We start from the raw sequence: 21,058 nt of genomic DNA on the forward strand, positions 1-21,058 counted from the left end.
GCTGCGGTGTTCCCGGCCGGCCAGCCGTGAATGCGAAGGTGCCGCGTGATGAAGCTGTCGGTCCGCCGTGCAACCACAACCACCGGGTCCGGTAGGCGGGGCGGGGATCCTGCCGCTCGCCGCAGACGCAAGGGCGTCCTGGCCGGGGTGACCGGCGCGGTGTTCCTCACCGCGCTGCTCGCCGCTCCGGCGGCCCACGCCCAGGACTTCGCCCCGCCGGTCACCTACCCCGTCGGCAGCGCCCCGCAGTCGGTGGCGGTGGGCGACTTCGACGGCGTCAACGGCCTCGACCTCGTCTCCGCGAACCCGAACAGCAACAACGTGTCGGTGCTCCTGAACAGCGGCTCGGGCACCTACGGCACGGCTACGAACTTCACCGTGGGCCAGTTGCCGGTCGGGGTGGCCGTCGCCGACGTCAACGGTGACGGCAAGGCCGACCTCATCGTGGCGAACGCGGTTGATGACGACGTGTCGGTGCTCCTGGGCGACGGGACGGGCTCGTTCCCGACGCGTACGGACTTCGGGGTGGGCGATGTACCGGTCTCCGTGGCGGTGGGCAACTTCGACGGCGTCAACGGCCCCGACCTGGCCGTCGCGAACGCCGGCAGCGACAACGTGTCGGTTCTGCTGAACAACGGGTCCGGCGGGTTCGGCGCGGCCGTGAACCACACCGTGGGCACCACCCCGTTCTGGGTCGCGGTGGGCGACTTCAACGGTGACGGCAATCCGGACCTCGCCACCGCGAACTCGGGGAGCGACAGTGTCTCGGTGCTGCCGAACACCGGGGGCGGCACGTTCGGAACACGCACGGACTACGGCGTCGGCGACAACCCGTTCTCGGTGGCGGTGGGCAACCTCGACGGCGTCAACGGGCCCGACCTTGCCGTTGCGAACCTCGACAGCGACAACGTGACGGTGCTGCTCAACAACGGCTCCGGCACGTTCGCCCAGGCTGCCGGATCGCCCCACGCCGTGGGTGACATGCCGTTCACCGTGGCGGTGGCCCAACTCGACAACGTCGGCGACCCCGATCTCGTCGTGACGAACGAGGGCGGCGGCACCGTGTCGGTGCTGCCGAACACCGGGGGCGGCACGTTCGGCGCTGCCGAGGACCACTCGGTGGGCGCCATCCAGCCCACCGGACTGGCGGTGGGAGACCTGAACGGCGACTCCTTCCCCGACCTGGCCACCGCGAACGCCGGCAGCAACAACGTGTCGGTGCTGCTGCGGGTCAGGGCCCCCTCGACCACCGCGTTGGTCTCCTCGCTCAACCCGTCCACGGTCGGCCAGACGGTGACCTTCACCGCCACGGTGAGCGGTGGCGCGGGCACCCCGACCGGCACGGTCACCTTCAAGGACGGCGCGACCACCCTGGGCATCGACGCCCTCGACGGCACCGGCACGGCCTCGCTCCCCGTCAGCACCCTGACCGTGGGCACCCACGCCATCACCGCCGTCTACGGCGGGAACACCACGTACGAGCCCTCCACCAGCAACACCGTCAACCAGGTCGTGAACCCGCTGACCTGTGCCACCGCCACCCCCACGATCGTCGGCACCGACCGCGCGGACAACCTCGTGGGCACCCCCGGCAACGACGTGATCTTCGCTCTCCGTGGCAACGACACGGTCAACGGCCTCGGTGGTGACGACCTCATCTGCGGCGGGCCGGGCAACGACCTCCTGATGGGCGGCACCGGCAACGATCGCATCGAGGGCGCTGACGGCAACGACACCATCAGTGGCAACGACAATGACGACACCCTCCTCGGTGGCGACGGCAAGGACACCATCAGCGGCAACGCCGGCAACGACTCGCTGTTCGGCGAAGCGGGCAACGACACCCTCAACGGCGGCACCGGTACCAACACCAACAACGGTGGTCCCGGCAGGAACACCTGCACCAACCCCACCATCGGAGTCGGCTGCACCGTCTGACACCCCCCGCACACACGTGAGCCCCCTGGCACACCACCAGGGGGCTCACGACGTCACGGCCGGTCGTCCTACGCGAGCTCCTCCGGAAGGCCGAACAGCGGGAACCAGCGGGCGGTGTCCAGGAAGGCGTTGAGGCCGACGATCTTGCCGTCCGAGATCTCCAGGACCTGGAGCGCCCACGGCACGTGGCCCGTGCCCGAGGCGGCCGGACGGTACTGGCCGAAGGCCGGCATGCCGTTCGCCGTCGTCGGGACCAGGCGCGAACCCTTGCAGCCGATGCCCTGGTTCAGGTGCCACGCCGCGATGTCGGCGTGGCCCCGCAGCCACAGGTCGAACGGCGGCATCGACAGCACCGCGTCCTCGTGCAGCAGCGTGGTCAGCCGCGAGATGTCGTAGGCCTCGAAGGCGGACAGGTACTGCTCCAGCAGCTTCGCCTGGTCCGCGTCCAGCGGGTCCGCCGGATCGGTGTCGCGGATCCCGTGCGAGGCCAGCGTCGCCCGGGCCCGCTGCAGGGCGCTGTTCACCGAGGCCACCGTGGTCTCCAGCAGGGTGGCGACCTCGTCGGCCTTCCAGGCCAGCACCTCGCGCAGGATCAGCACGGCCCGCTGCTTCGCCGGCAGGTGCTGCAGCGCCGCGACGAACGCCAGGCGCACGGATTCCTTCGCCAGGGCCATCTCCGCCGGGTCGGCGGTCTGGGGCAGCACCCGGCCGTCCGGGACCGGCTCCAGCCACGTCACCTCGGAGCGCTCGTTGAGCACGGCGGAGGCCTGGTGCTGCGGAGCGGTCAGATCCATCGGGCGGGCCCGCTTGTTCCCCGCGTTCAGCAGGTCCAGGCACACGTTCGTGGCGATCCGGTACAGCCACGACCGCAGCGACGAGCGGCCCTCGAACTTCTCGTAACCGCGCCAGGCCCGGACGTACGTGTCCTGCACGGCGTCCTCGGCGTCGAAGGAGGACCCCAGCATCCGGTAGCAGTAGCCGGTGAGCTCCACCCGGTACCGGTCCATCGCCGCGTCGAGATCGAGGTCCTGCGGTGTCGTCGCCAGCTCGCTCATGGTGTCTTCCCCCTGGTGCATCCGGTACTTCGGAAACTACCCGAGGGCTCTGACAACGGCAGCCCGAACGGCCCCATGGACCGTTCGGGCGTGTCCCGACCCGTCTCGACGCGTCTCAGCGCGCGGCGACCGCGGCTCCCGGCAGGCGCCGCTCGGCGCGGGCCGCGTGCGACCCGTACAGGGTGATCGACACGACGCCGAGCACCGCCAGCAGCGCGATGCCGACCGTGGCCGCCCAGCCCGCCGAGTGGTAGGCGAGCGCACCCAGCGTGCCGCCCGCGCTGGAGCCCAGGTAGTACGCCGACTGGTACAGGGCGGAGGCCTGCGCCCGGCCCGTCTTCGCCGTCCGGCTCACCGCCGAGGAAGCCACCGCGTGGCCCGCGAAGAAGCCCGCCGTGATCAGGACCAGCCCGGCCAGGATCGCGGCCAGCGAATCCGACAGCGACAGCAGCAGCCCCAGCGCGGTGGTGGTCACCGCCAGGTACAGCGCACCGCGCCGCCCGGTCCGGGCCACCAACTGCCCGGCGGCCGCCGAGGAGACCGTACCGACCAGGTAGATCAGGAAGATCGACCCGATCACGCCCTGCCCGAGGGAGAACGGCTCCTCGACCAGGCGGTAGCCGATGACGGTGTACACCGCGCCGAAGACGGTCATGAACAGCGCGCCGATCCCGTACAGCCGCAGCAGCAGCGGATCCCGCAGGTGGCCGGCGACCGTACGACCCACCGCACGCGGGTTCAGCGACGCCGGCCGGAAGAACCGTGCCCGCGGCAGCAGCACCAGGAACGCCACCGCGCAGGCCAGCGACATCAGCGCGACGGCCCCCAGCCCGGCCCGCCAGCCCCACAGCTGTGCGGCCCAGCCGGTGACGAGGCGGCCGCTCATGCCGCCGATCGAATTGCCCGCCACGAACAGGCCGATCGCGGCGACCAGCGCCTTCGGCTTGACCTCCTCCGCGAGGTACGCCATCGCGGAGGCCGGGATCCCGGCGATCGCCGCGCCCTGGACGGCACGCAGACCGATCAGCCACTCCAGGTTCGGAGCGAGCGGGATCAGCAGGGCGACACCCACCGCCACGACCATCGAGCAGGTCATCATCCGGGTCCGCCCGAAGCGCTCGGACAGCGCACTGAGCGGCAGGACGAACAGGGCGAGCGCCCCGGTGGCCGCCGACACCGTCCAGCTGGCCTGACCCGCCGTCACGCCGAAACCGGCGGAGATCGCGGGCAGCAGTGCCTGGGTGGAGTAGAGGAGGGCGAAGGTCGCGAGTCCGGCGGCGAAGAGCGCGAGGCTCATCCGGCGGTAGCCGGGCCGGCCGGGGGAGAGGGCTTCGCGCGTCTGATCCAGAGGCGCGGGGGACGACGGGGTGGAGGCACCCGTGGTGACGGATGCCCCGGTATGAGCGGGAGGCATGCTTCGACGGTAGGCCCGTCCTTTTCATGCGTCCAATGCACAGAATCGCGATAATCAATCCACTCATGCATCAGCACAGCTCAGGGCGGCGCACGTCGATGAACCGTTACGAAGAAGACTTGTCCGTGACACAACTGCTGGCCCCGCGCCTCGCGTACTTCGCGGCCGTCGCCCGGCACGAGCACGTCACCCGCGCCGCCCACGAACTGGGCGTCCCGCAGTCCACCCTCTCGCGGGCGATGGTCCGCCTCGAACAGGACCTGGGCGTCACGCTGTTCGCCCGCAAGGGCCGCACCGTCGCCCTCACCACCGCCGGCCGCACCTTCCTGGCCTCCGCCGAACAGGCCCTCGACGGCATCGCCCGCGCCGCCGAATCCGTCCAGCAGGACGCCGACCCGACCTACGGCAAGGTCGCCTTCGGCTTCCTGCACACCCTGGGCTCCGAGACCGTACCCGGCCTCATCCGCGCCTTCCGCGCCGACCACCCGCGGATCCGCTTCTCCCTCGTCCAGAACTACGGCGAGGCCATGCTGGAGAAGCTGCGCTCCGGCGAGCTCGACCTCTGCCTGACCTCACCCGTCCCCGAGGCCCCCGACCTCGTCGGCCGCCGCCTCGACGAACAGCGCCTGCGCCTCGTCGTCCCCGACGACCACCGCCTCGCCGGCCGCAAGCGCATCCGCCTGGCCGAGGCCGCGGAGGAAACCTTCGTCACCCTGGAACCCGGCTACGGCCTGCGCCGCATCACCGACGACCTCTGTGCGGAAGCCGGCTTCGCCCCCCGGGTCGCCTTCGAGGGCGAGGAGGCCGAAACCCTGCGCGGCCTGGTCGCCGCGGGCCTGGGCGTGGCCCTCCTGCCCCCGCCGGCCGTGGCCCGCCCCGGCGTCGTAGAACTGACGGTCACCGCCCCGCGCGCGGTCCGCGAGATCGGCGTCGCCTGGCTCGACGGCCACCCCGACACACCCCCGGTGGCCGAGTTCAAACGCTTCCTGCTCTCCCGCCGGGGCCGCCTGATCCCGGAACTTGAGCCACCTGCCCAGGCGTCGTCGCCCAGCCGCGCCGGGCGGACGGCGGCAGCGGAAGCCAGCCCCGCCGGCGTTTGAGGCGCGGGGTCCGGGGCGGAGCCCCGGGTCCGGGCGCAGCCCGGCTACGACCCGGCCCCCGGATCCGGCGGAGCGGGTGCAGCCGGCACGGCCGGAGGCCCCAGCAAGTACCCGGCCTGGAAGCGGGACTTGGCGCCCACCGCTCGCATGATCTCGGCGATGTGCCGCTGGCAGGTCCGCTCCGACATGCCCAGCCGGCGCGCGATCACCTTGTCCTCCAGGCCCTCCGACAGCAGCCGTACGATCGTCTGCCGCAGCTCGTCCGAGATGGACCGGGCGGCATCCGGGCTCACCGACGTCGGGAACGGCTCCGCGCCCAGCCACGACCGCTCGAACGCCGCCGTCATGAAGTGGACGACGTTCGGCTCCCGCACCACCAGCGCCGCCCCGCTCCGCTCCGGAACCGACATCAGGCCCGTGTGCCCGTCGAACACCAACATCCGCATCAGGCCGTCGCCCAGCGTCCGCACCTGCGCGCCCAGCGCCGTCACCCGTTCCACGTACGCCGCCGTGGGCCGCGAGTAGCGCGCCGTGTGCTGGTAGATCGTCCGCATCCGGACCCCGCGCGCCAGCAGCGACTCGTCCCGCCCGATCGCCTCCTCCAGGGTCTCCAACGGCCGGCCGCCGCCCGGCTGCGAGGTCAGCAGTTCCCGGTCGCACGCCGCGACCAGCTCCGTGATCAGCCCCCGCACCGCCCCCAGGTCCGTGACCAGCTCCAGGCGCCCGGAAGTGCTCAGGTCCCGGTGCGCGGTCCCCGCCTCGTACGCCGGCACCAGCGCCTCCAACCGCCCCCGCAGCCGGTCCATCTCGTCGTGGGTCTCCCGTACGAGCAGTGCCAGCGGGGCCAGCGCCCGGGCCGCCGCCGCCCGGGGAGCCACCGCGCTCCACCGCTCGGGGCCGGCGCCCGGGGCGCGCTGGAGCAGGTGCGCGGCGGCCAACTCGGTGATCGCGGTGGCCGCGCGCACACCCAGCGCCCCCGTGGCCTCCGCGGCGTCAAAGGAGTGCCGCTCGACCGCGTACGCGTACAGGCGCCGCGCGGCGGGGCTGAGCTCCCCGGGTGGCCCGGGCTCACCGTCTCCCCCGGTCGCTCCGGCTTCATCGGGTCGCATACGCCTATTCGTCCCTGTACGCGATGATCTGTAAACCCCTCGTGTTCCCGCAAGGCGGCAAGACGACCCCAGTCCCGACGCATTCGGCATATGCCGAAGAGGCACAGTGGCAGGACGGCGTGAGGGGGGAGCGCGGCATGCGGCAGCAATGGACGCCCGACGGGGGACGGGGGCCCGTCGCCGTCCTGCTGAGCCCGCGACCAGCCGTGGTGGCGGCCGCCCGCCGTGCGGGTGCGCACACCGTGGTGGTCGCGCCGGTTCCATCGGTGTCCACCGACCGTGAGGGGGCGGAGCGGCGGATACGGACGGACTGGCGCGACCACGGCCACCTCATCGGGGCCTTAGGCCGCATGGAGGCCGTCCGCCGCGGTCGCGCCGCCGTGTTCGGCTTCGACGCCGCCGGGGCCCTCGCCGCCGCCCGCGCCAACGAGGCCCTCGGACTGCGCGGCACTCCCACCTCGGCCGTCACCACCCTCATGGACAAGGCCGCCCTGCGCGCCCGCTCCAATGCCCTGCACCCGACCCGGCCCGTCTCCTTCGCCCGCTGCGGCCGCTCCGACACCCTCCCCTTCGTCACCACCCTCATCGGTTACCCCTGCGTCATCAAGCCCCGTGCGGGCAGCGACGGCGAGGGGGTCCGGCTCGTCCACGACGAGGCCGAGGCCCGCGCCGCCGCCCATGGCTACCCCGAGGTCACCGACCTCCTCGTCGAGGAGTACCTCGAAGGCCCCGAGCTCACCGTCGAGGCCCTCTCCCGCGGCGGCCGCCACCGCATCCTCGGCTGGGCCCGCCGCCGCACCGGCCCGGGCCCGGGCCTGACCGCCGCCGGCCACGACCTGCCCGTCGCCCTCGACCCCGCGACCGACCGCGCCGTGCGCGCCTTCGTACGCGGGGTCCTCGACCTCGCCGGCCACCGCGACGGCCCCTCCCACACCGAGGTCGTCCTCACCGCGCACGGCCCCCGCCTCGTCGAGGCGCACGCCCGCCCCGGCGGCGAGGAACTCGCCCGGCTGCTCCGCCTCGGCAACGGCACCGACGTCCTCGGCCTGGCCCTGGCCTCCGGGCTGGGCCTGCCCGCCCCGCCGCACAGCCCGCGCGCCACCCACGCCGGGCTGCGTTACGTGGACTTCCCGCCCGGCCCGCTCCCCGGCGGCGGCCGCCCCGGGCTCGCCGCCGCCCGGTGCGTGCCCGGCGTGGTCCGGGTGCAGCTGGAGATCCCGCCGGGCACGGTGGTGCGCCGCGCCCCGACGGGCGCGCTGCACCACGCGTACGTCCTCGCCACCGGCCCCACGGCGGACGGCCTCGCCCGCACCCTGGACCGCGCGGTCACGCTCCTCGGCCAGGGTCCGAGCCAGGGCCCGCCGACCCGGCGGACGCGTCAGCCGGACGCGGGCCTCGCGTAGTCGACGTAACCGGTCCAGTCCAGCGCGACGCAGGGCTCGTCTCCCAGTACCCACGCGTCGTGCCCGGGCGCGATTTGGATGAAGTCGCCGGGGCCGATCTCGCCGCTCTCCCCGTCGTCCATGACGATCTTCATGCGCCCGCTCACCACGTACCCGGTGTGGGCGGACTGGCAGCTGTCCGTGCCCGCGATCGGCTTGACGTGCATCGACCACCGCCAGCCGGGCTCGAAGACCGCGCGCCCCACGGCGCCGCCCTCGGTGTTGAACAGGTCCAGCCTGCCCGTCTTGGCCTCGAACGGTCGAGTCTCGTCCGGCTCGTCGAAGTTCTTGTGCAGCAATCCGCCCATGGTCGATCGCCCTCCGGGAGAGGTGAGCACCCCGAGTCCATTCCTCACGGTACGCCCGGGGCATCCGGCCCGCTCACCCTCTCAGCGACCGCCCGAACCCGGAGGCCAGCGGCATCCGCAGGCCCAGCGGCGGGGGAGCGGCGAGGGCGTCCGTCACCGGGCGGGAGTAGCGGCCCGGGCCCAGGGCGCCCAGGACGAAGTCCACGGCCAGCGCCACCACCTCCGCCTGGTGCTCGCGCAGCCCGTGCCCGTCCGAGTGCACTTCGAACCGGCAGGTAGAACGATTCGCCTTCTTCGCCCGCGCCGCCAGCCGGAACGAACACTCCGGATCGCTGCGCGCGTCGTTGGTGCCGTGGACGATCAGGACCTGCCGCCCCGACAGTTGTTTCACCGGTTCAGGGGAGTCGGTGTCGGCCGCCTCGTGTAACGAAGGGGCCATCGCCAGAACGGAGTTGACGGCCTCGTGCCCCGCCGCCCGCAGCGCCGTCAGCCCTCCCGCGTCGTATCCGGCCAGGCACACCGGCACGTCCCCGTACCGTCGCCCCACCTCGTCCGCGGCCCACCGGGCCTGCTCCTCCCGGGACGCCTGGCCACCGTGTACGACGGTGTGCGCCACCAGCCCGTTCGTCGCACCCGCCCGGGCCAGCGCCCGCGCGAGCGGGCGCAGCGGACCGGGGAACAATCTGGACGCCCCCGGAAGCAGGAGCACCACACCACTGACCGTCGATACCGAGCCGTTCGCGCCGGCCACCCGTCCCAGACGGGCCCCGCGCGCCGGCGGCGCATGCTGTGCCATGGCGGAACAGTCTCAGACCTTCAGGTGTACGCCATCCGTCCGCGCGGTCACTGTTACATATCGGCGGACGCCGTCGGCATCCCGCTCTACGCGCGTAGGAGCTAGAGTGCCCAGATGACGAGCGAGACCCCCACCCTGCCGACCCCGGACCAGATCCGCCGCTCCCCGAAGGTGCTCCTGCACGATCACCTCGACGGAGGCCTGCGCCCCGGGACCATCATCGAGCTGGCCCGCGAGGTCGGCTACGAGAACCTGCCGGAGACCGACGCCGACAAGCTCGGCGTCTGGTTCCGCGAAGCCGCCGACTCCGGCTCCCTGCCCCGCTACCTGGAGACCTTCGCGCACACCTGCGCGGTCATGCAGACCAAGGAGGCCCTCTACCGGGTCGCCGCGGAATGCGCCGAGGACCTGGCCGAGGACGGCGTCGTGTACGCCGAGATCCGCTACGCCCCCGAGCAGCACCTGGAGAAGGGGCTGACCCTCGAAGAGGTCGTCGAGGCCGTGAACGAGGGCTTCCGCGAGGGCGAGCGCCGCGCCAAGGCCAACGGCCACCGCATCCGCGTCGGCGCCCTGCTCACCGCGATGCGCCACGCCGCCCGCGCGCTGGAGATCGCGGAGCTGGCCAACCGCTACCGCGACCACGGCGTGGTCGGCTTCGACATCGCCGGTGCCGAGGCCGGGTTCCCTCCCACCCGCCACCTCGACGCCTTCGAGTACCTCAAGCGCGAGAACAACCACTTCACCATCCACGCGGGCGAGGCCTTCGGCCTGCCGTCGATCTGGCAGGCCCTGCAGTGGTGCGGCGCCGACCGCCTCGGTCACGGCGTGCGGATCATCGACGACATCGAGGTCGCCGAGGACGGCTCCGTGACGCTGGGCCGGCTGGCCTCGTACGTCCGGGACAAGCGCATCCCCCTGGAGATGTGCCCGACCTCGAACCTGCAGACGGCCGCGGCCGCCTCGTACGGCGAGCACCCGATCGGTCTGCTGCGGAAGCTGCACTTCAGGCTCACCGTCAACACCGACAACCGCCTGATGAGCGGCACCAGCATGAGCCGCGAGTTCGAGCACCTGGTCGACGCCTTCGGGTACTCCCTGGACGACATGCAGTGGTTCACCGTCAATGCCATGAAGTCCGCGTTCATTCCTTTCGATGAACGACTGGCCATGATCAACGAGGTGATCAAGCCGGGCTACGCGGAGCTGAAGTCCGAGTGGCTCTTCCAGCAGACCGCCTCCACCAGCGGTTCCGTCCTGGCGTAGGCCATGGCTTGACGTACCGAAAGCGCCCGGGAGGAGCAATTCCCGGGCGCTTTCTCGTATTTAAGGATGTTTGCGGGCCGGGGTTTGAAGTGACTAGTTTGCGGAGCCGCCCAATTCCCCGTCGCAAGGACGATTCTTCATGAAGCAGTCAGCTGCCAAGACCCTCGGTGTCGCCGCCCTCGGTGCCGCCTTCGCCGCAGTCGCCGCGGGCACCGCCTCGGCCGCCGTGCCGGCCGTCGGCCTCACCGACACGCTGGGCACCGCCACCACCGCCGTCCAGGGCCTCACCAGCCAGCAGCACATGGGCGCGGAGGAAGGTCAGCAGTCCAGCGACCCGGCGGCCGCGCTCGGCCCGGTGACCGGCCTGCTCGGCGGTCTGCCGACGAGCGGTCTCGGCGCCTGATTTCCGTACGCGCGTACCCGTGGCGCACACCCCTTCGAGCGGGTGGGCGCCACGCCGCGTCGTATGCCACGATCATCGCCAACTGCCCACCCAGGTACGGGGTATGAGGTTCCGATCATGCGCATGAAGGCACGAGCGACGACGGTCGCGCTGCTCCCCGCCCTGCTGTTCGCGGCCGTGGGATGCAGCAGTACGGACACCCCCGCGGGCGGCAAGGCCCCGGACCCGAAGGGGTCCCCCGCGGCGTCGGCCTCCGCCCCCACCCCGGCGGGCTCCGCCCCGGCCAAGAGCGGCGGGAGCAGACTGGAGCGGTCCGCGCTGGAACAGGGTGATCTGGCCGGCTACCAGATCTCCGCCCAGGGCAAGAACCCGAACGCCCCGGACGGTCAGCCCCAGGCCGACAAGAAGCCCTGCCAGCCGCTCGCCGACATCATGGGCGACAAGCCGGACCCGGCCGCGCGCCAGACCGTCAACCGCGGCATCGGATCCCAGAAGCAGCTCGGACTCGCCGTCTCCGCCTCCGTCAGCTCCTACGCCGAGAGCGACGCCAAGGCCCTGATCGCCCGGCTCAAGGCCGCCGTGGCCGCCTGCGGTTCGGGCTTCTCCGCCACCGTCGAGAAGCAGACGGCCGGCTACCGCGACGTACGGGCCGCCGACTACCGCACCGCCGGAGACGAGAGCGTCAGCTGGACCACGACCGCGGCCGGCCAGGGCGTCTCCGCCCAGGTCCACCTCGTCGTCGTGCGCGAGGGCGACACCATCGTGCGGCTGATGGCCCTCGACGTGGCCTCCGGCCAGAAGCAGGTGCGGGTGCCGCAGGAAGTGGCGGACAAACAACTGGAGAAGATCAAGCACGCCGCCTGACCCCTCCCGGGTCCACCCGCGTCCGCTACCAGGCGGTGGACGCGGGCTTCTCGTTCGGCAGCAGCAGCCAGAGCGCCAGGTAGATCAGGAACTGCGGACCGGGCAGCAGGCACGAGACGACGAATATGACGCGCATCGTGTTCGCCTTGATTCCGAAGCGGCGCGCCAGCCCCGCGCACACTCCACCGATCATTCGGCCGTTACGGGGGCGGACAATGGCGCTCATGGGTTCTCCTTCGTCGGGATCGCTCGATTGCGATGTCTCAATACTCCCGGGGAACCGCCGACAGGACGTCGGTCCAAGGGCCGAGCCCGACCCTGGTAATTTTCGGGGTCGCCCCCTGATAAGCGGCGCGTGAGCGGCGCACCCGCGCCCGCGCCCGCAGCGCCGGTACGACGGCCAGGTGCGCCAGCACCACGCCGACCGTGTTCAGCAGCACCGAGTCCACGTCGACGACCTGTCCGGGGACGGCGGTCTGGAACATCACGATGCTCGTCGAGACCAGCGCGCCCGCCGCGGTGGTACGCACCAGCGAGGACCACGCGGACAGCGCCGACGGCGCGAGCCGCCCGCTGACCAGCGGCAACAGCACCCCGAGCGGGGCCAGCAGGGCCAGCCCCTCCCCGAGCCGCCGGGCACCTTCGAGGGGCCCGGCCGCGAAGGCCGCCCTGATCCCCTCCAGGGGGCTCAGATTGGCGGCCGCGGCCCACGGCACGTCGAGGGGGCGGAGGGTCAGCCAGCCGACGACCAGGAGGTGCGCGGCCAGCAGGGCCGCGGCCAGGAGCCGGAGCCGAAGGGAGACGGCGGGGGCGGTGCCGGTGCTTTCGCCGGCCTCATTGCGCTGCACACCTGCGAGGACGCGCCATGCGGCAGGGGCGGTTCCGCCGGTGGGGTGGGCCGGCTGAGGAACAGATGAGAAAACGTATGAGAATCCGAGCGGACGAACGCGCGTCACGTGCCGCTCGCGGCGCGCGGGCTCAGCGCAGGGCGATCAGCACGATCAGCAGGACCGCTCCGGCCACGGCCGGCGCGATGATCTCGTACGACCACTGCACCCGTACGGAGCCCTGGGCGCCGGGCCGCGAGGCCCCGCGCTCCGCGAGTTCCCGCAGCTCGTCGACGACCTGGTCGGCCCGGGCCCGCTGCGGGGCGGCGGCCGGCGCGGCGGTCTTGTCCTCGGAGGCACGGGACGAACGCCGGTTCGCGCGCTTGCGCTCCCGCAGCGATACGGGCACCGACCACAGCTGGAACTTCGATCCCTCGGCCAGCACCTCCGCCGAGTACCCGGCGCGCACCGCGTCCACGGACGCCCAGGGCAGCTCGATGACCCGGAAGGGGTTCCGCACGCGCAGCCGGTCTTCATTGGCGAAGACGGCCGGGCGGACCGTGAACGCCACGATCAGGGGCACGGCGAGCAGCCCGATGGCGAGCGCGATCCACGGGGTGTTCCCCCTGCCGCGGACCACCGCGTCCACGCACAGCCAGACGGCCAGCGCCAGCAGCAGCACGCCGGTGACCACGGACATGGGGGAGCGGTAGACGCGGTCCGCGTACACCGGTTCATCAGGGGGCTGCTGGCTGCTCATGCGGTCGATTCTGCCCCACGCCGTCTCACCCCACGAGATCGGCGCCGGGGTGAGCTCCCGGAACGGCAACGGCGGGCCGCCGCGAGGACGGCCCGCCGAAGGCTTGGCGTGAGAGTCGTACCAGGTCAGCCGTGGTTGCGGCGCCGGCGCAGGGCGACCGTGCCGATGGCGGCGAGGCCCGCGAGCAGACCGGCACCGGCCGCCACGGTGGCGGCGTCGGCGGCGTCCGCCGTGTCCGCGGTGTCCGCGACGGTTTCGACGGGAAGCTCGGCACCGGCCGCGACGCCGCCCTTCGGCACGACGGAGGTCCGGCCGGCCGTCTGCGGCTCGGGGGCGGGGCCGGCCGGGGTGGTGGTGGCCGGGGTGGTGGCGGACGGCTTCGGCGCGGGCGCCGGCGACTGCTCCTCGACGACCTCGTAGTCGAGCTCGCAGCCCTTGGGGAGCGCGGGGAAGGCGGTCTTGCCGACCGGGACGCCCTCGCCGCCCTGGGTCTTCCACTCGAAGACCGGCTTGGCGCCGCTCGGGTTCACGATGCGCACGTAGAAGGCGTCCCCGCCCTTCGGGTGCGTACGGTCCAGGGTCTGCGACCAGGTGTCGCCCGGGGCGGAGCCGTGCACGACCGCCTTCGGGCCCTTCGGGGACATGGTCAGGTCGGCGATCATGCCGGCGCCCACCTGGACCTCCTCGACCTCCGAGACGCAGGGGGCGGGAGCGCGCTTCGGCAGCGGGAAACGCCCGGTCCGGCCGTTCAGGGTCACCGTGAGGGCGGCCCCGCCCTTCCCGTCGTCGACCAGCGCCAGGTGCACGTCGACGATGGACAGGATCCGGGCCTCCGGACCCTTGGCCGAGTACCCCGGGACAGCGGCCACGCGCGGGGCGATGTCCACCGGGACCGCCCCTTCGAGGCCGTCGGTGAAATCGGTCGAGGCGGTGGCCGCGGCCGGCGCGGCCGAAGACCCGGCAGCGTACGCGGCGCCCGCGGCCGGGGCGAGGAGGGCACCGACGATGACGGCGGTGGCGATGGCGGAACGAACGGCGGTACGCATGACGACTCCTGGAAACAGAATGAGACAAAGGACGGAGAGCCGCATGCCGCGTAACCGGATCCGGACGCGGGAATTCCTTCGTCGCGTCAGTTGACGAGGTCGGCGTACAGGATGATGTTGTCCGGCCGGTGGCCCTCGGTGATTTCGCCGCCGCAGGTGATGACGCGCAGCTCGGGGCGGGTGGTGTCGCCGTAGACCTTGGCGGTCGGGAAGTTCTTCTTGTCGACCTGTTCCAATGCCCGGACGCGGAATACGGCGGTGCTGCCGTCCGCACGGGAGACGGTGATGTCGTCACCGGTGTGGACCTTGGAGACGTCCTTGAGTACGGCGGGGCCCCGCGCGGTGTCGAAGTGCCCGATCAGTACGGCGGGACCGGTTTCCCCGGGCGTGACGCCCTTCGTGTACCAGCCGATCTTGTCCCCGTCGGCCACGGAGGGCACTTCGACCGTGCCGTCGCCGGCCAGCCCCAGTTTCAGCACGGGGGAGGCGTCCACCCCGGCCGAGGGGATCCGCACCCGGACGGGCTCCGAGGCGGGCAGGGGGGCGGCGGTCGCGGCGGGTGCCGGGGTCGCCGCGGGGGAGGACGCCGGGGAGACGTACGGCGCCGGGGTCGCGGGCTTCCCGGGCGCCGGGGCCCCGCAGCCGGTGGCGCCGGCCAGGGCGGCGAGGGTGACGACGACGGCGAGGACCGGGCCGCGGGCGACACGGAGGGCGGGACGGGCCATGGGGAACTCCTGAAACGGGTACGGCGGGCCGCCGATGGGGCGGCCCGCCGTGGGAGGCAGAGGGAAGCGGTTCGGTCAGCCGTGGTTGCGGCGGCGACGCAGCAGGGTCGCACCCAGCGCGGCGCAGATCGCGACCAGTCCGGCGCCGGCGGCCAGGGTGGTGGTGTCGTCGGAGTCCGCGACGGTCTCGACGGGGAGCTCGGCGCCGGCGGCCACCGCGCCCTGCGGGACGACCTTGGTCTGACCCGCGGTCTGCGCCTTGGGGGCGGCCGGGGTGCCCGCCGGGGTGGTGGACGGCTTCGGCTCGGGGTTCCCGGACCCCTCCTCGACGACCTTGTAGTCGAGCTTGCAGCCCTTGGGGAGCGCGGGGAAGGCGGTCTTGCCGACCGGGACGCCCACGCCGCCCTGGGTCTTCCACTCGAAGACCGGCTTGGCGCCGCTCGGGTTCACGATGCGCAGGTAGTAGTCGTCCGAGCCCTTGGGGTGCGTGCGGTCCAGCGTCTTCGACCAGTCGGAGGCCGGGTCGGCGTCGTGCATGACGGCCTTCGGGCCCTTCGGGGACATGGTCAGGTCGGCGGTCATGCCGGCGCCCACCTGGACCTTCTTGACGTCCGAGACGCACGAGGTGGTGGGGACGGCCTCACCCTTGGGCAGCGGGAAGGACCGGGAGGTGCCGGCGTGGGTGACCTTCAGGACGGGGTTGGCCGTCGCGGCGCTCAGCAGTTCCAGCCGGTAGCCGTTGACCGTGGCGCTGGTCTGCTTGCGGTTCAGCAGGGACAGGACCCGGGTCATGTAGTCGTCGCCCTGCTTCCAGTCCTTGGGGACGGCGCGGATCCAGGCCTCGGGGCCCTCGGCCTTGTTGCGCAGCACCGCGACCAGGCCCTCGCCGATGTACACCGGCTGTCCCTCGTACCGGCTGTTGTCACCGGTGGAGGCGAACGTCGAGGTCGGCGCCTGGCTCGGGGCGGCGAAGGCCGCGGTGGCGGCCGGCGCGAGGAGCATGCCGGCGGCGACGGCCGTGACGAGCGAGGTGCGGAGGGCGAGGGCGGAACGCATAACGACTCCTGAAGCGTGGGTGAGGAAGTGGAGGAGAGTCGCATGCCGCGTTGAGTCTGTTCGGTCGAGTTCACCGGGTCAGGTGTGGCGGGCTGCTGAAGAGAAATTTACGGATCTTGTTTGATCGGAGGATGAGGTTCCTGTCCGTGCTGTGTAACAGGAAAAGCGGAGGTCAGCGGTCCGCCGGCGGGCCCGGCCGAGATCCTCGCCGCGCCCGGATGCGACCGGGGGCGCACGGATGTGCAGCGGGAGGGGGTGACAGGTCGCTACGCGCGTAGATATGCTCATGTGGTGACCATGCCCACCACCCTCTCCGCATTCGCCGACGTGACGACGTCCGACAGTGCGCTGCGCCGCTTCCTGCACGGGCTGCCCGGCGTAGACCCTGTCGGTCTGGAGGCCCGCGCGGCCTCGCTCGGGACCCGTTCGATCAAGACGACGGCCAAGGCGTACGCCATCGACCTGGCCATCTCGATGATCGACCTGACGACGCTGGAAGGCGCGGACACCCCGGGCAAGGTCCGGGCGCTCTCCGCCAAGGCCGTCAATCCCGACCCGACCGACCGCACGACTCCGATGACGGCCGCCGTCTGCGTCTATCCCGACATGGTGGCCACCGCGAAGGCCGCCCTGAACGGCGCCGACGTCAAGGTCGCCTCCGTCGCCACCGCGTTCCCGGCCGGTCGCGCCGCGCTGCCGGTCAAGCTCGCGGACACCCGCGACGCCGTCGCCGCCGGCGCCGACGAGATCGACATGGTCATCGACCGTGGCGCCTTCCTCGCCGGCCGCTACCTGGAGACGTACGAGCTGATCAAGGCGGTCAAGGAGGCCTGCGTCCGCGAGGACGGCAGCGCCGCCCGCCTGAAGGTCATCTTCGAGACCGGCGAGCTGTCGACCTACGACAACATCCGCCGCGCCTCCTGGATCGGCATGCTCGCGGGCGCCGACTTCATCAAGACGTCGACCGGCAAGGTGGGGGTCAACGCCACCCCGGCGAACACCCTGCTCATGCTGGAGGCCGTACGCGACTTCCGGGCGCAGACCGGAATCCAGATCGGCGTGAAGCCGGCCGGCGGCATCCGCACCACCAAGGACGCGATCAAGTTCCTCGTCCTGGTCAACGAGACCGCGGGCGAGGACTGGCTCACCAACCACTGGTTCCGCTTCGGCGCCTCCAGCCTGCTCAACGACCTGCTGATGCAGCGCCAGAAGCTGAGCACCGGCCGTTACTCCGGTCCCGACTACGTGACGGTGGACTGATCACCATGGCATCTGTTTTCGACTACGCACCGGCACCCGAGTCCCGCTCGGTCGTCGACATCGCCCCCTCCTACGGGCTCTTCATCGACGGCGAGTTCACCGACGCCGCCGACGGCAAGGTCTTCAAGACCGTCTCCCCGGCCTCCGAGGAAGTCCTCGCCGAGGTCGCCCAGGCCGGCTCCGCCGATGTCGACCGCGCCGTGAAGGCCGCCCGCAAGGCCTTCGAGAAGTGGTCCGCGCTGCCCGGCTCCGAGCGCGCCAAGTACCTCTTCCGCATCGCCCGGATCATCCAGGAGCGCAGCCGCGAGCTCGCCGTCCTGGAGACCCTCGACAACGGCAAGCCCATCAAGGAGACCCGCGACGCGGACCTCCCGCTGGTCGCCGCGCACTTCTTCTACTACGCGGGCTGGGCCGACAAGCTCGACCACGCCGGCTACGGCCCGAACCCGCGCCCGCTCGGTGTGGCCGGCCAGGTCATCCCGTGGAACTTCCCGCTCCTCATGCTCGCGTGGAAGATCGCCCCGGCGCTCGCCACCGGCAACACGGTCGTACTGAAGCCCGCCGAGACGACCCCGCTCTCCGCCCTGTTCTTCGCGGACATCTGCCGCCAGGCGGGCCTGCCCAAGGGCGTCGTCAACATCCTCACCGGATACGGCGACGCGGGCGCGGCCCTCGTCGAGCACCCGGACGTCGACAAGGTCGCCTTCACCGGCTCCACGGCCGTGGGCAAGAAGATCGCCCGCCACGTCGCCGGCACCGACAAGAAGGTCACCCTCGAACTGGGCGGCAAGGGCGCCAACATCGTCTTCGACGACGCCCCCATCGACCAGGCCGTCGAGGGCATCGTCAACGGCATCTTCTTCAACCAGGGCCAGGTCTGCTGCGCCGGATCCCGTCTCCTCGTCCAGGAGTCGATCCACGACGAGCTGCTGGACTCCCTCAAGCGCCGCCTGAGCACCCTGCGGCTGGGCGACCCGCTCGACAAGAACACCGACATCGGCGCGATCAACTCCGCCGAGCAGCTCGCCCGGATCACCGCGCTCGCGGACACCGGCGAGGCCGAGGGCGCCGAGCGCTGGTCCCCGGCGTGCGAGCTGCCGTCCGCCGGCTACTGGTTCGCCCCGACGCTCTTCACGAACGTCACCCAGGCGCACACCGTCGCCCGCGACGAGATCTTCGGCCCCGTGCTGTCCGTACTGACCTTCCGCACGCCCGACGAGGCCGTCGCCAAGGCCAACAACAGCCAGTACGGCCTGTCCGCCGGCATCTGGACGGAGAAGGGCAGCCGCATCCTCGCGGTCGCGGGCAAGCTCCGCGCGGGCGTCGTCTGGGCCAACACGTTCAACAAGTTCGACCCGACCTCGCCGTTCGGCGGCTACAAGGAGTCGGGCTTCGGCCGCGAGGGCGGTCGCCACGGCCTGGAGGGCTACCTCGATGTCTGAGTCTTCTGCGACCCGTCTGAACGTCTTCAAGACCTACAAGCTGTACGTCGGGGGCAAGTTCCCCCGCTCCGAGAGCGGCCGGGTGTACGAGGTGAGCGACTCCAAGGGCAACTGGCTGGCCAACGCACCCCTGTCCTCCCGCAAGGACGCGCGTGACGCCGTCGTCGCCGCCCGCAAGGCCTTCGGCGGCTGGTCGGGCGCGACCGCGTACAACCGCGGCCAGATCCTCTACCGCATCGCCGAGATGCTGGAGGGCCGCCGCGACCAGTTCGTCCGCGAGGTCGGCGAGGCCGAGGGCCTGTCCAAGTCGAAGGCCGGCGCGGTCGTGGACGCGGCCATCGACCGCTGGGTCTGGTACGCGGGCTGGACCGACAAGATCGGCCAGGTCGTGGGCGGGGCCAACCCGGTCGCGGGCCCGTTCTTCAACCTCTCCACCCCGGAGCCGACCGGCGTCGTCACCGTCGTCGCCCCGCAGGCCTCGTCCTTCCTGGGCCTGGTCTCGGTGATCGCCCCGGTGATCGCGACCGGCAACACGGCCGTCGTCATCGCGAGCGAGAAGTCCCCGCTCCCCGCGCTCTCCCTGGGCGAGGTGCTCGCCACCTCCGACCTGCCGGGCGGCGTGGTCAACATCCTGTCCGGCAAGGCCGCCGAGATGGGCCCGCACCTGGCCTCCCACCAGGACGTCAACGCGATCGACCTGGCGGGCGCCGACGCGGCGCTGGCCAAGGAGCTGGAGATCGCCGCCGCGGACAACCTCAAGCGCGTCCTGCGTCCACAGCCTGTGGACGACTGGAGCGCGGACCCGGGCACGGCGCGCATGACGGCCTTCCTGGAGACCAAGACCGTCTGGCACCCCACGGGTTCGCTGGGCTCGGGCGGATCCTCGTACTAGGACCGCCCCACCGGGACCGCCGTACCAGGACCGTCCTCCTGGTACGGCACCCCCCGAGACCGGCCCCGGCAGCGTTCCCCCGCCTGCCGGGGCCTTCCCGTGTCCGCCTACGCCTTCGGCAGCACCGGCCCCAGCAGCGAGGACACCGCGGCCGTCGGCAGCTCGCCGACCGATGAGCCGCGGGTCAGGCTGCCGGTGACCATGCTCGTGCCGACCGCGGGGAAGTCCGCGACCTGCGTGGCGACCCCGTTGTCGAGCGGGTCCACACCGGTGTTGGCGAGCGGGTTCACCTTGAGGTTCGAGACGGGGTTCGCGACCCCGGCCAACGCCGCCGGGACGTCGAGCTCACCGGCCTGGGCCCCACCGGCGGCCATGGCCAGGGCCGCACCGGCCATCGAGAGGGTCAGGCCGGCGGCGCGGAGCCGCTTCGGCGAAGGGTCGGAAGCTGCGTGACGTGCCATGGTTCCCGCCTGTGGTCGTAGTCGCGTGCGCACACAGAGTAGTCGAGGCGGGTTCCCGGATTCCAACCCGCCGTGTGAGACGGGTCGCAGGGGCTGTCGGCAGTGTGTCGATATGCCGGGCAATGCCTCACACTGGTCTCCCGTGAGCTGTTCATCTCCCCTTCCCACGCGCGTCGTCCTGCTGACCGGTCCCTCGGGCTCCGGAAAGTCCTCGCTGGCCGCCCGTTCGGGCCTGCCGGTGCTGCGTCTGGACGACTTCTACAAGGAAGGCGACGACCCGACGCTGCCGCTCGTCGAGGGCAGCTCCGACATCGACTGGGACTCCCCGCAGTCGTGGGACGCGGACGTCGCCGTCGCAGCCGTCGCCGAGCTGTGCCGCTCCGGTCGCACCGAGGTCCCCGTCTACGACATCGCGACCAGCTCCCGCACCGGCACCGAGGCCCTGGACATCTCCCGCACCCCGCTGTTCATAGCGGAGGGCATCTTCGCCGCCGACATCGCCGCCCGCTGTCAGGAACTCGGCCTCCTCGCCGACGCGATCTGCCTGCGCGGCCGTCCCTCCACCACCTTCCGCCGGCGCCTCGCCCGAGACATGCGCGAGGGCCGCAAGTCGCTGCCGTTCCTGCTGCGCAGGGGCTGGCGACTGATGCGCGCCGAGCGCGGCATCGTGGCCCGGCACACCTCCCTCGGCGCCCACGCCTGCGGCCCCGACGAGGCCCTCGGCCGCCTCGCGGCGGCCGCCGCCGGCCGCCACCGCTCACCGAGCACCGCCGCCGTCTAGTGCCGTGACCGGCACCGGACCGGCACACATGAAAGCGCGGAACCGGTCGGACCCCCGTCCGACCGATCCCGCGCTTTCCCCCCATGGCCGCCGTCCCACCCCCGCAGGACGGCCCC

General features: G+C 72.1%; 22 protein-coding genes. 10 read left to right on the top strand and 12 right to left on the bottom strand.

Annotated elements, in window-relative coordinates; all coding sequences use genetic code 11:
• The first annotated feature begins 147 nt into the window (after nucleotides 1–147).
• On the top strand, nucleotides 148–1,938 hold the full coding sequence (locus tag ACFYZL_RS02425; RefSeq protein WP_388675351.1) for an FG-GAP-like repeat-containing protein: 1,791 nt from the start codon (nucleotides 148–150) through the stop codon (nucleotides 1,936–1,938).
• 68 nt (nucleotides 1,939–2,006) lie between these two features.
• On the opposite strand, the gene ACFYZL_RS02430 is transcribed toward ACFYZL_RS02425, so the two are convergent.
• Together ACFYZL_RS02430 and ACFYZL_RS02435 are read right to left on the bottom strand one after the other, a co-directional pair.
• Nucleotides 2,007–2,993, bottom strand: a complete 987-nt coding sequence (locus ACFYZL_RS02430; protein WP_384744669.1) for a sigma-70 family RNA polymerase sigma factor — start codon at nucleotides 2,991–2,993, stop codon at nucleotides 2,007–2,009.
• A gap of 115 nt (nucleotides 2,994–3,108) precedes the next feature.
• The gene (locus ACFYZL_RS02435) at nucleotides 3,109–4,407 is read right to left on the bottom strand and encodes an MFS transporter (RefSeq protein WP_384744671.1); all 1,299 of its coding nucleotides are present in this window, start codon (nucleotides 4,405–4,407) and stop codon (nucleotides 3,109–3,111) included.
• Nucleotides 4,408–4,505: 98 nt separating this feature from the next.
• On the opposite strand from ACFYZL_RS02435, the gene ACFYZL_RS02440 reads away from it, so the two are divergent.
• The gene (locus ACFYZL_RS02440; protein WP_388675355.1) at nucleotides 4,506–5,507 is read left to right on the top strand and encodes a LysR family transcriptional regulator; all 1,002 of its coding nucleotides are present in this window, start codon (nucleotides 4,506–4,508) and stop codon (nucleotides 5,505–5,507) included.
• Between the two features lie 44 nt (nucleotides 5,508–5,551).
• On the opposite strand, the gene ACFYZL_RS02445 is transcribed toward ACFYZL_RS02440, so the two are convergent.
• Nucleotides 5,552–6,616, bottom strand: coding sequence for a LuxR C-terminal-related transcriptional regulator (locus ACFYZL_RS02445; RefSeq protein WP_388675358.1), 1,065 nt, complete (start codon nucleotides 6,614–6,616; stop codon nucleotides 5,552–5,554).
• 137 nt (nucleotides 6,617–6,753) lie between these two features.
• On the opposite strand from ACFYZL_RS02445, the gene ACFYZL_RS02450 reads away from it, so the two are divergent.
• Entirely contained in the window at nucleotides 6,754–8,019 is a 1,266-nt protein-coding gene (locus tag ACFYZL_RS02450) for an ATP-grasp domain-containing protein (protein ID WP_388675361.1), read from the top strand.
• Here the strand turns inward: ACFYZL_RS02450 and ACFYZL_RS02455 are convergent.
• Both ACFYZL_RS02455 and ACFYZL_RS02460 read right to left on the bottom strand, forming a co-directional pair.
• Entirely contained in the window at nucleotides 7,995–8,366 is a 372-nt protein-coding gene (locus tag ACFYZL_RS02455) for a cupin domain-containing protein (RefSeq protein WP_384744677.1), read from the bottom strand. The genes ACFYZL_RS02450 and ACFYZL_RS02455 overlap by 25 nt on opposite strands.
• A gap of 73 nt (nucleotides 8,367–8,439) precedes the next feature.
• A complete protein-coding gene (locus ACFYZL_RS02460) occupies nucleotides 8,440–9,162 on the bottom strand; it encodes an alpha/beta hydrolase (RefSeq protein ID WP_384744679.1) in 723 nt (240 codons plus the stop codon).
• Between the two features lie 114 nt (nucleotides 9,163–9,276).
• On the opposite strand from ACFYZL_RS02460, the gene ACFYZL_RS02465 reads away from it, so the two are divergent.
• From ACFYZL_RS02465 to ACFYZL_RS02475, 3 genes are all read left to right on the top strand, one after another.
• The gene (locus tag ACFYZL_RS02465) at nucleotides 9,277–10,425 is read left to right on the top strand and encodes an adenosine deaminase (protein WP_384744681.1); all 1,149 of its coding nucleotides are present in this window, start codon (nucleotides 9,277–9,279) and stop codon (nucleotides 10,423–10,425) included.
• Between the two features lie 139 nt (nucleotides 10,426–10,564).
• Nucleotides 10,565–10,828 (top strand): hypothetical protein, encoded by a 264-nt coding sequence (locus ACFYZL_RS02470; protein WP_376657552.1) that lies wholly within the window; start codon nucleotides 10,565–10,567, stop codon nucleotides 10,826–10,828.
• A 123-nt stretch (nucleotides 10,829–10,951) separates the two neighbouring features.
• Nucleotides 10,952–11,692 carry a hypothetical protein gene (locus tag ACFYZL_RS02475; protein ID WP_384744682.1) on the top strand — a complete coding sequence of 247 codons (741 nt, stop codon included), beginning with the start codon at nucleotides 10,952–10,954 and terminating at the stop codon, nucleotides 11,690–11,692.
• Nucleotides 11,693–11,717: 25 nt separating this feature from the next.
• On the opposite strand, the gene ACFYZL_RS02480 is transcribed toward ACFYZL_RS02475, so the two are convergent.
• From ACFYZL_RS02480 to ACFYZL_RS02505, 6 genes are all read right to left on the bottom strand, one after another.
• Nucleotides 11,718–11,918: a PspC domain-containing protein gene (locus ACFYZL_RS02480; protein ID WP_384744684.1), complete on the bottom strand. Its 201-nt coding sequence runs from the start codon at nucleotides 11,916–11,918 to the stop codon at nucleotides 11,718–11,720.
• Nucleotides 11,919–11,955: 37 nt separating this feature from the next.
• Nucleotides 11,956–12,540 carry a VanZ family protein gene (locus tag ACFYZL_RS02485; protein ID WP_384744685.1) on the bottom strand — a complete coding sequence of 195 codons (585 nt, stop codon included), beginning with the start codon at nucleotides 12,538–12,540 and terminating at the stop codon, nucleotides 11,956–11,958.
• A 130-nt stretch (nucleotides 12,541–12,670) separates the two neighbouring features.
• On the bottom strand, nucleotides 12,671–13,279 hold the full coding sequence (locus ACFYZL_RS02490; protein ID WP_384744686.1) for a PH domain-containing protein: 609 nt from the start codon (nucleotides 13,277–13,279) through the stop codon (nucleotides 12,671–12,673).
• Between the two features lie 125 nt (nucleotides 13,280–13,404).
• Nucleotides 13,405–14,325 (bottom strand): hypothetical protein, encoded by a 921-nt coding sequence (locus tag ACFYZL_RS02495; protein WP_384744687.1) that lies wholly within the window; start codon nucleotides 14,323–14,325, stop codon nucleotides 13,405–13,407.
• Between the two features lie 86 nt (nucleotides 14,326–14,411).
• Nucleotides 14,412–15,050, bottom strand: a complete 639-nt coding sequence (locus tag ACFYZL_RS02500; RefSeq protein ID WP_384744688.1) for a class F sortase — start codon at nucleotides 15,048–15,050, stop codon at nucleotides 14,412–14,414.
• 75 nt (nucleotides 15,051–15,125) lie between these two features.
• Complete coding sequence (locus ACFYZL_RS02505) at nucleotides 15,126–16,106, bottom strand: hypothetical protein (RefSeq protein WP_384744689.1); 981 nt, start codon at nucleotides 16,104–16,106, stop codon at nucleotides 15,126–15,128.
• Nucleotides 16,107–16,403: 297 nt separating this feature from the next.
• Here ACFYZL_RS02505 and deoC point away from each other — a divergent pair, with 297 nt between their 5' ends.
• Genes deoC through ACFYZL_RS02520 form a run of 3 tightly spaced genes read left to right on the top strand, consistent with a single transcriptional unit; the run spans nucleotide 16,404 to nucleotide 19,700 of the window.
• A complete protein-coding gene (deoC, locus tag ACFYZL_RS02510) occupies nucleotides 16,404–17,366 on the top strand; it encodes a deoxyribose-phosphate aldolase (protein ID WP_384744722.1) in 963 nt (320 codons plus the stop codon).
• Between the two features lie 5 nt (nucleotides 17,367–17,371).
• Nucleotides 17,372–18,808, top strand: a complete 1,437-nt coding sequence (locus ACFYZL_RS02515) for an aldehyde dehydrogenase family protein (protein WP_384744690.1) — start codon at nucleotides 17,372–17,374, stop codon at nucleotides 18,806–18,808.
• A complete protein-coding gene (locus ACFYZL_RS02520; RefSeq protein ID WP_384744692.1) occupies nucleotides 18,801–19,700 on the top strand; it encodes an aldehyde dehydrogenase family protein in 900 nt (299 codons plus the stop codon). Before ACFYZL_RS02515 ends, ACFYZL_RS02520 begins: the two co-directional genes overlap by 8 nt.
• 107 nt (nucleotides 19,701–19,807) lie before the next feature.
• Here ACFYZL_RS02520 and ACFYZL_RS02525 read toward each other — a convergent pair whose 3' ends face one another.
• Complete coding sequence (locus ACFYZL_RS02525; RefSeq protein WP_384744694.1) at nucleotides 19,808–20,161, bottom strand: hypothetical protein; 354 nt, start codon at nucleotides 20,159–20,161, stop codon at nucleotides 19,808–19,810.
• A 112-nt stretch (nucleotides 20,162–20,273) separates the two neighbouring features.
• On the opposite strand from ACFYZL_RS02525, the gene ACFYZL_RS02530 reads away from it, so the two are divergent.
• Nucleotides 20,274–20,942: a uridine kinase gene (locus tag ACFYZL_RS02530; protein ID WP_384744695.1), complete on the top strand. Its 669-nt coding sequence runs from the start codon at nucleotides 20,274–20,276 to the stop codon at nucleotides 20,940–20,942.
• The last annotated feature ends 116 nt before the right edge of the window (nucleotides 20,943–21,058 follow it).

The sequence above is a fragment of the Streptomyces sp. NPDC001717 genome (genome assembly GCF_042892775.1).
In the GTDB taxonomy this organism is placed as follows: Bacteria; Actinomycetota; Actinomycetes; order Streptomycetales; family Streptomycetaceae; genus Streptomyces.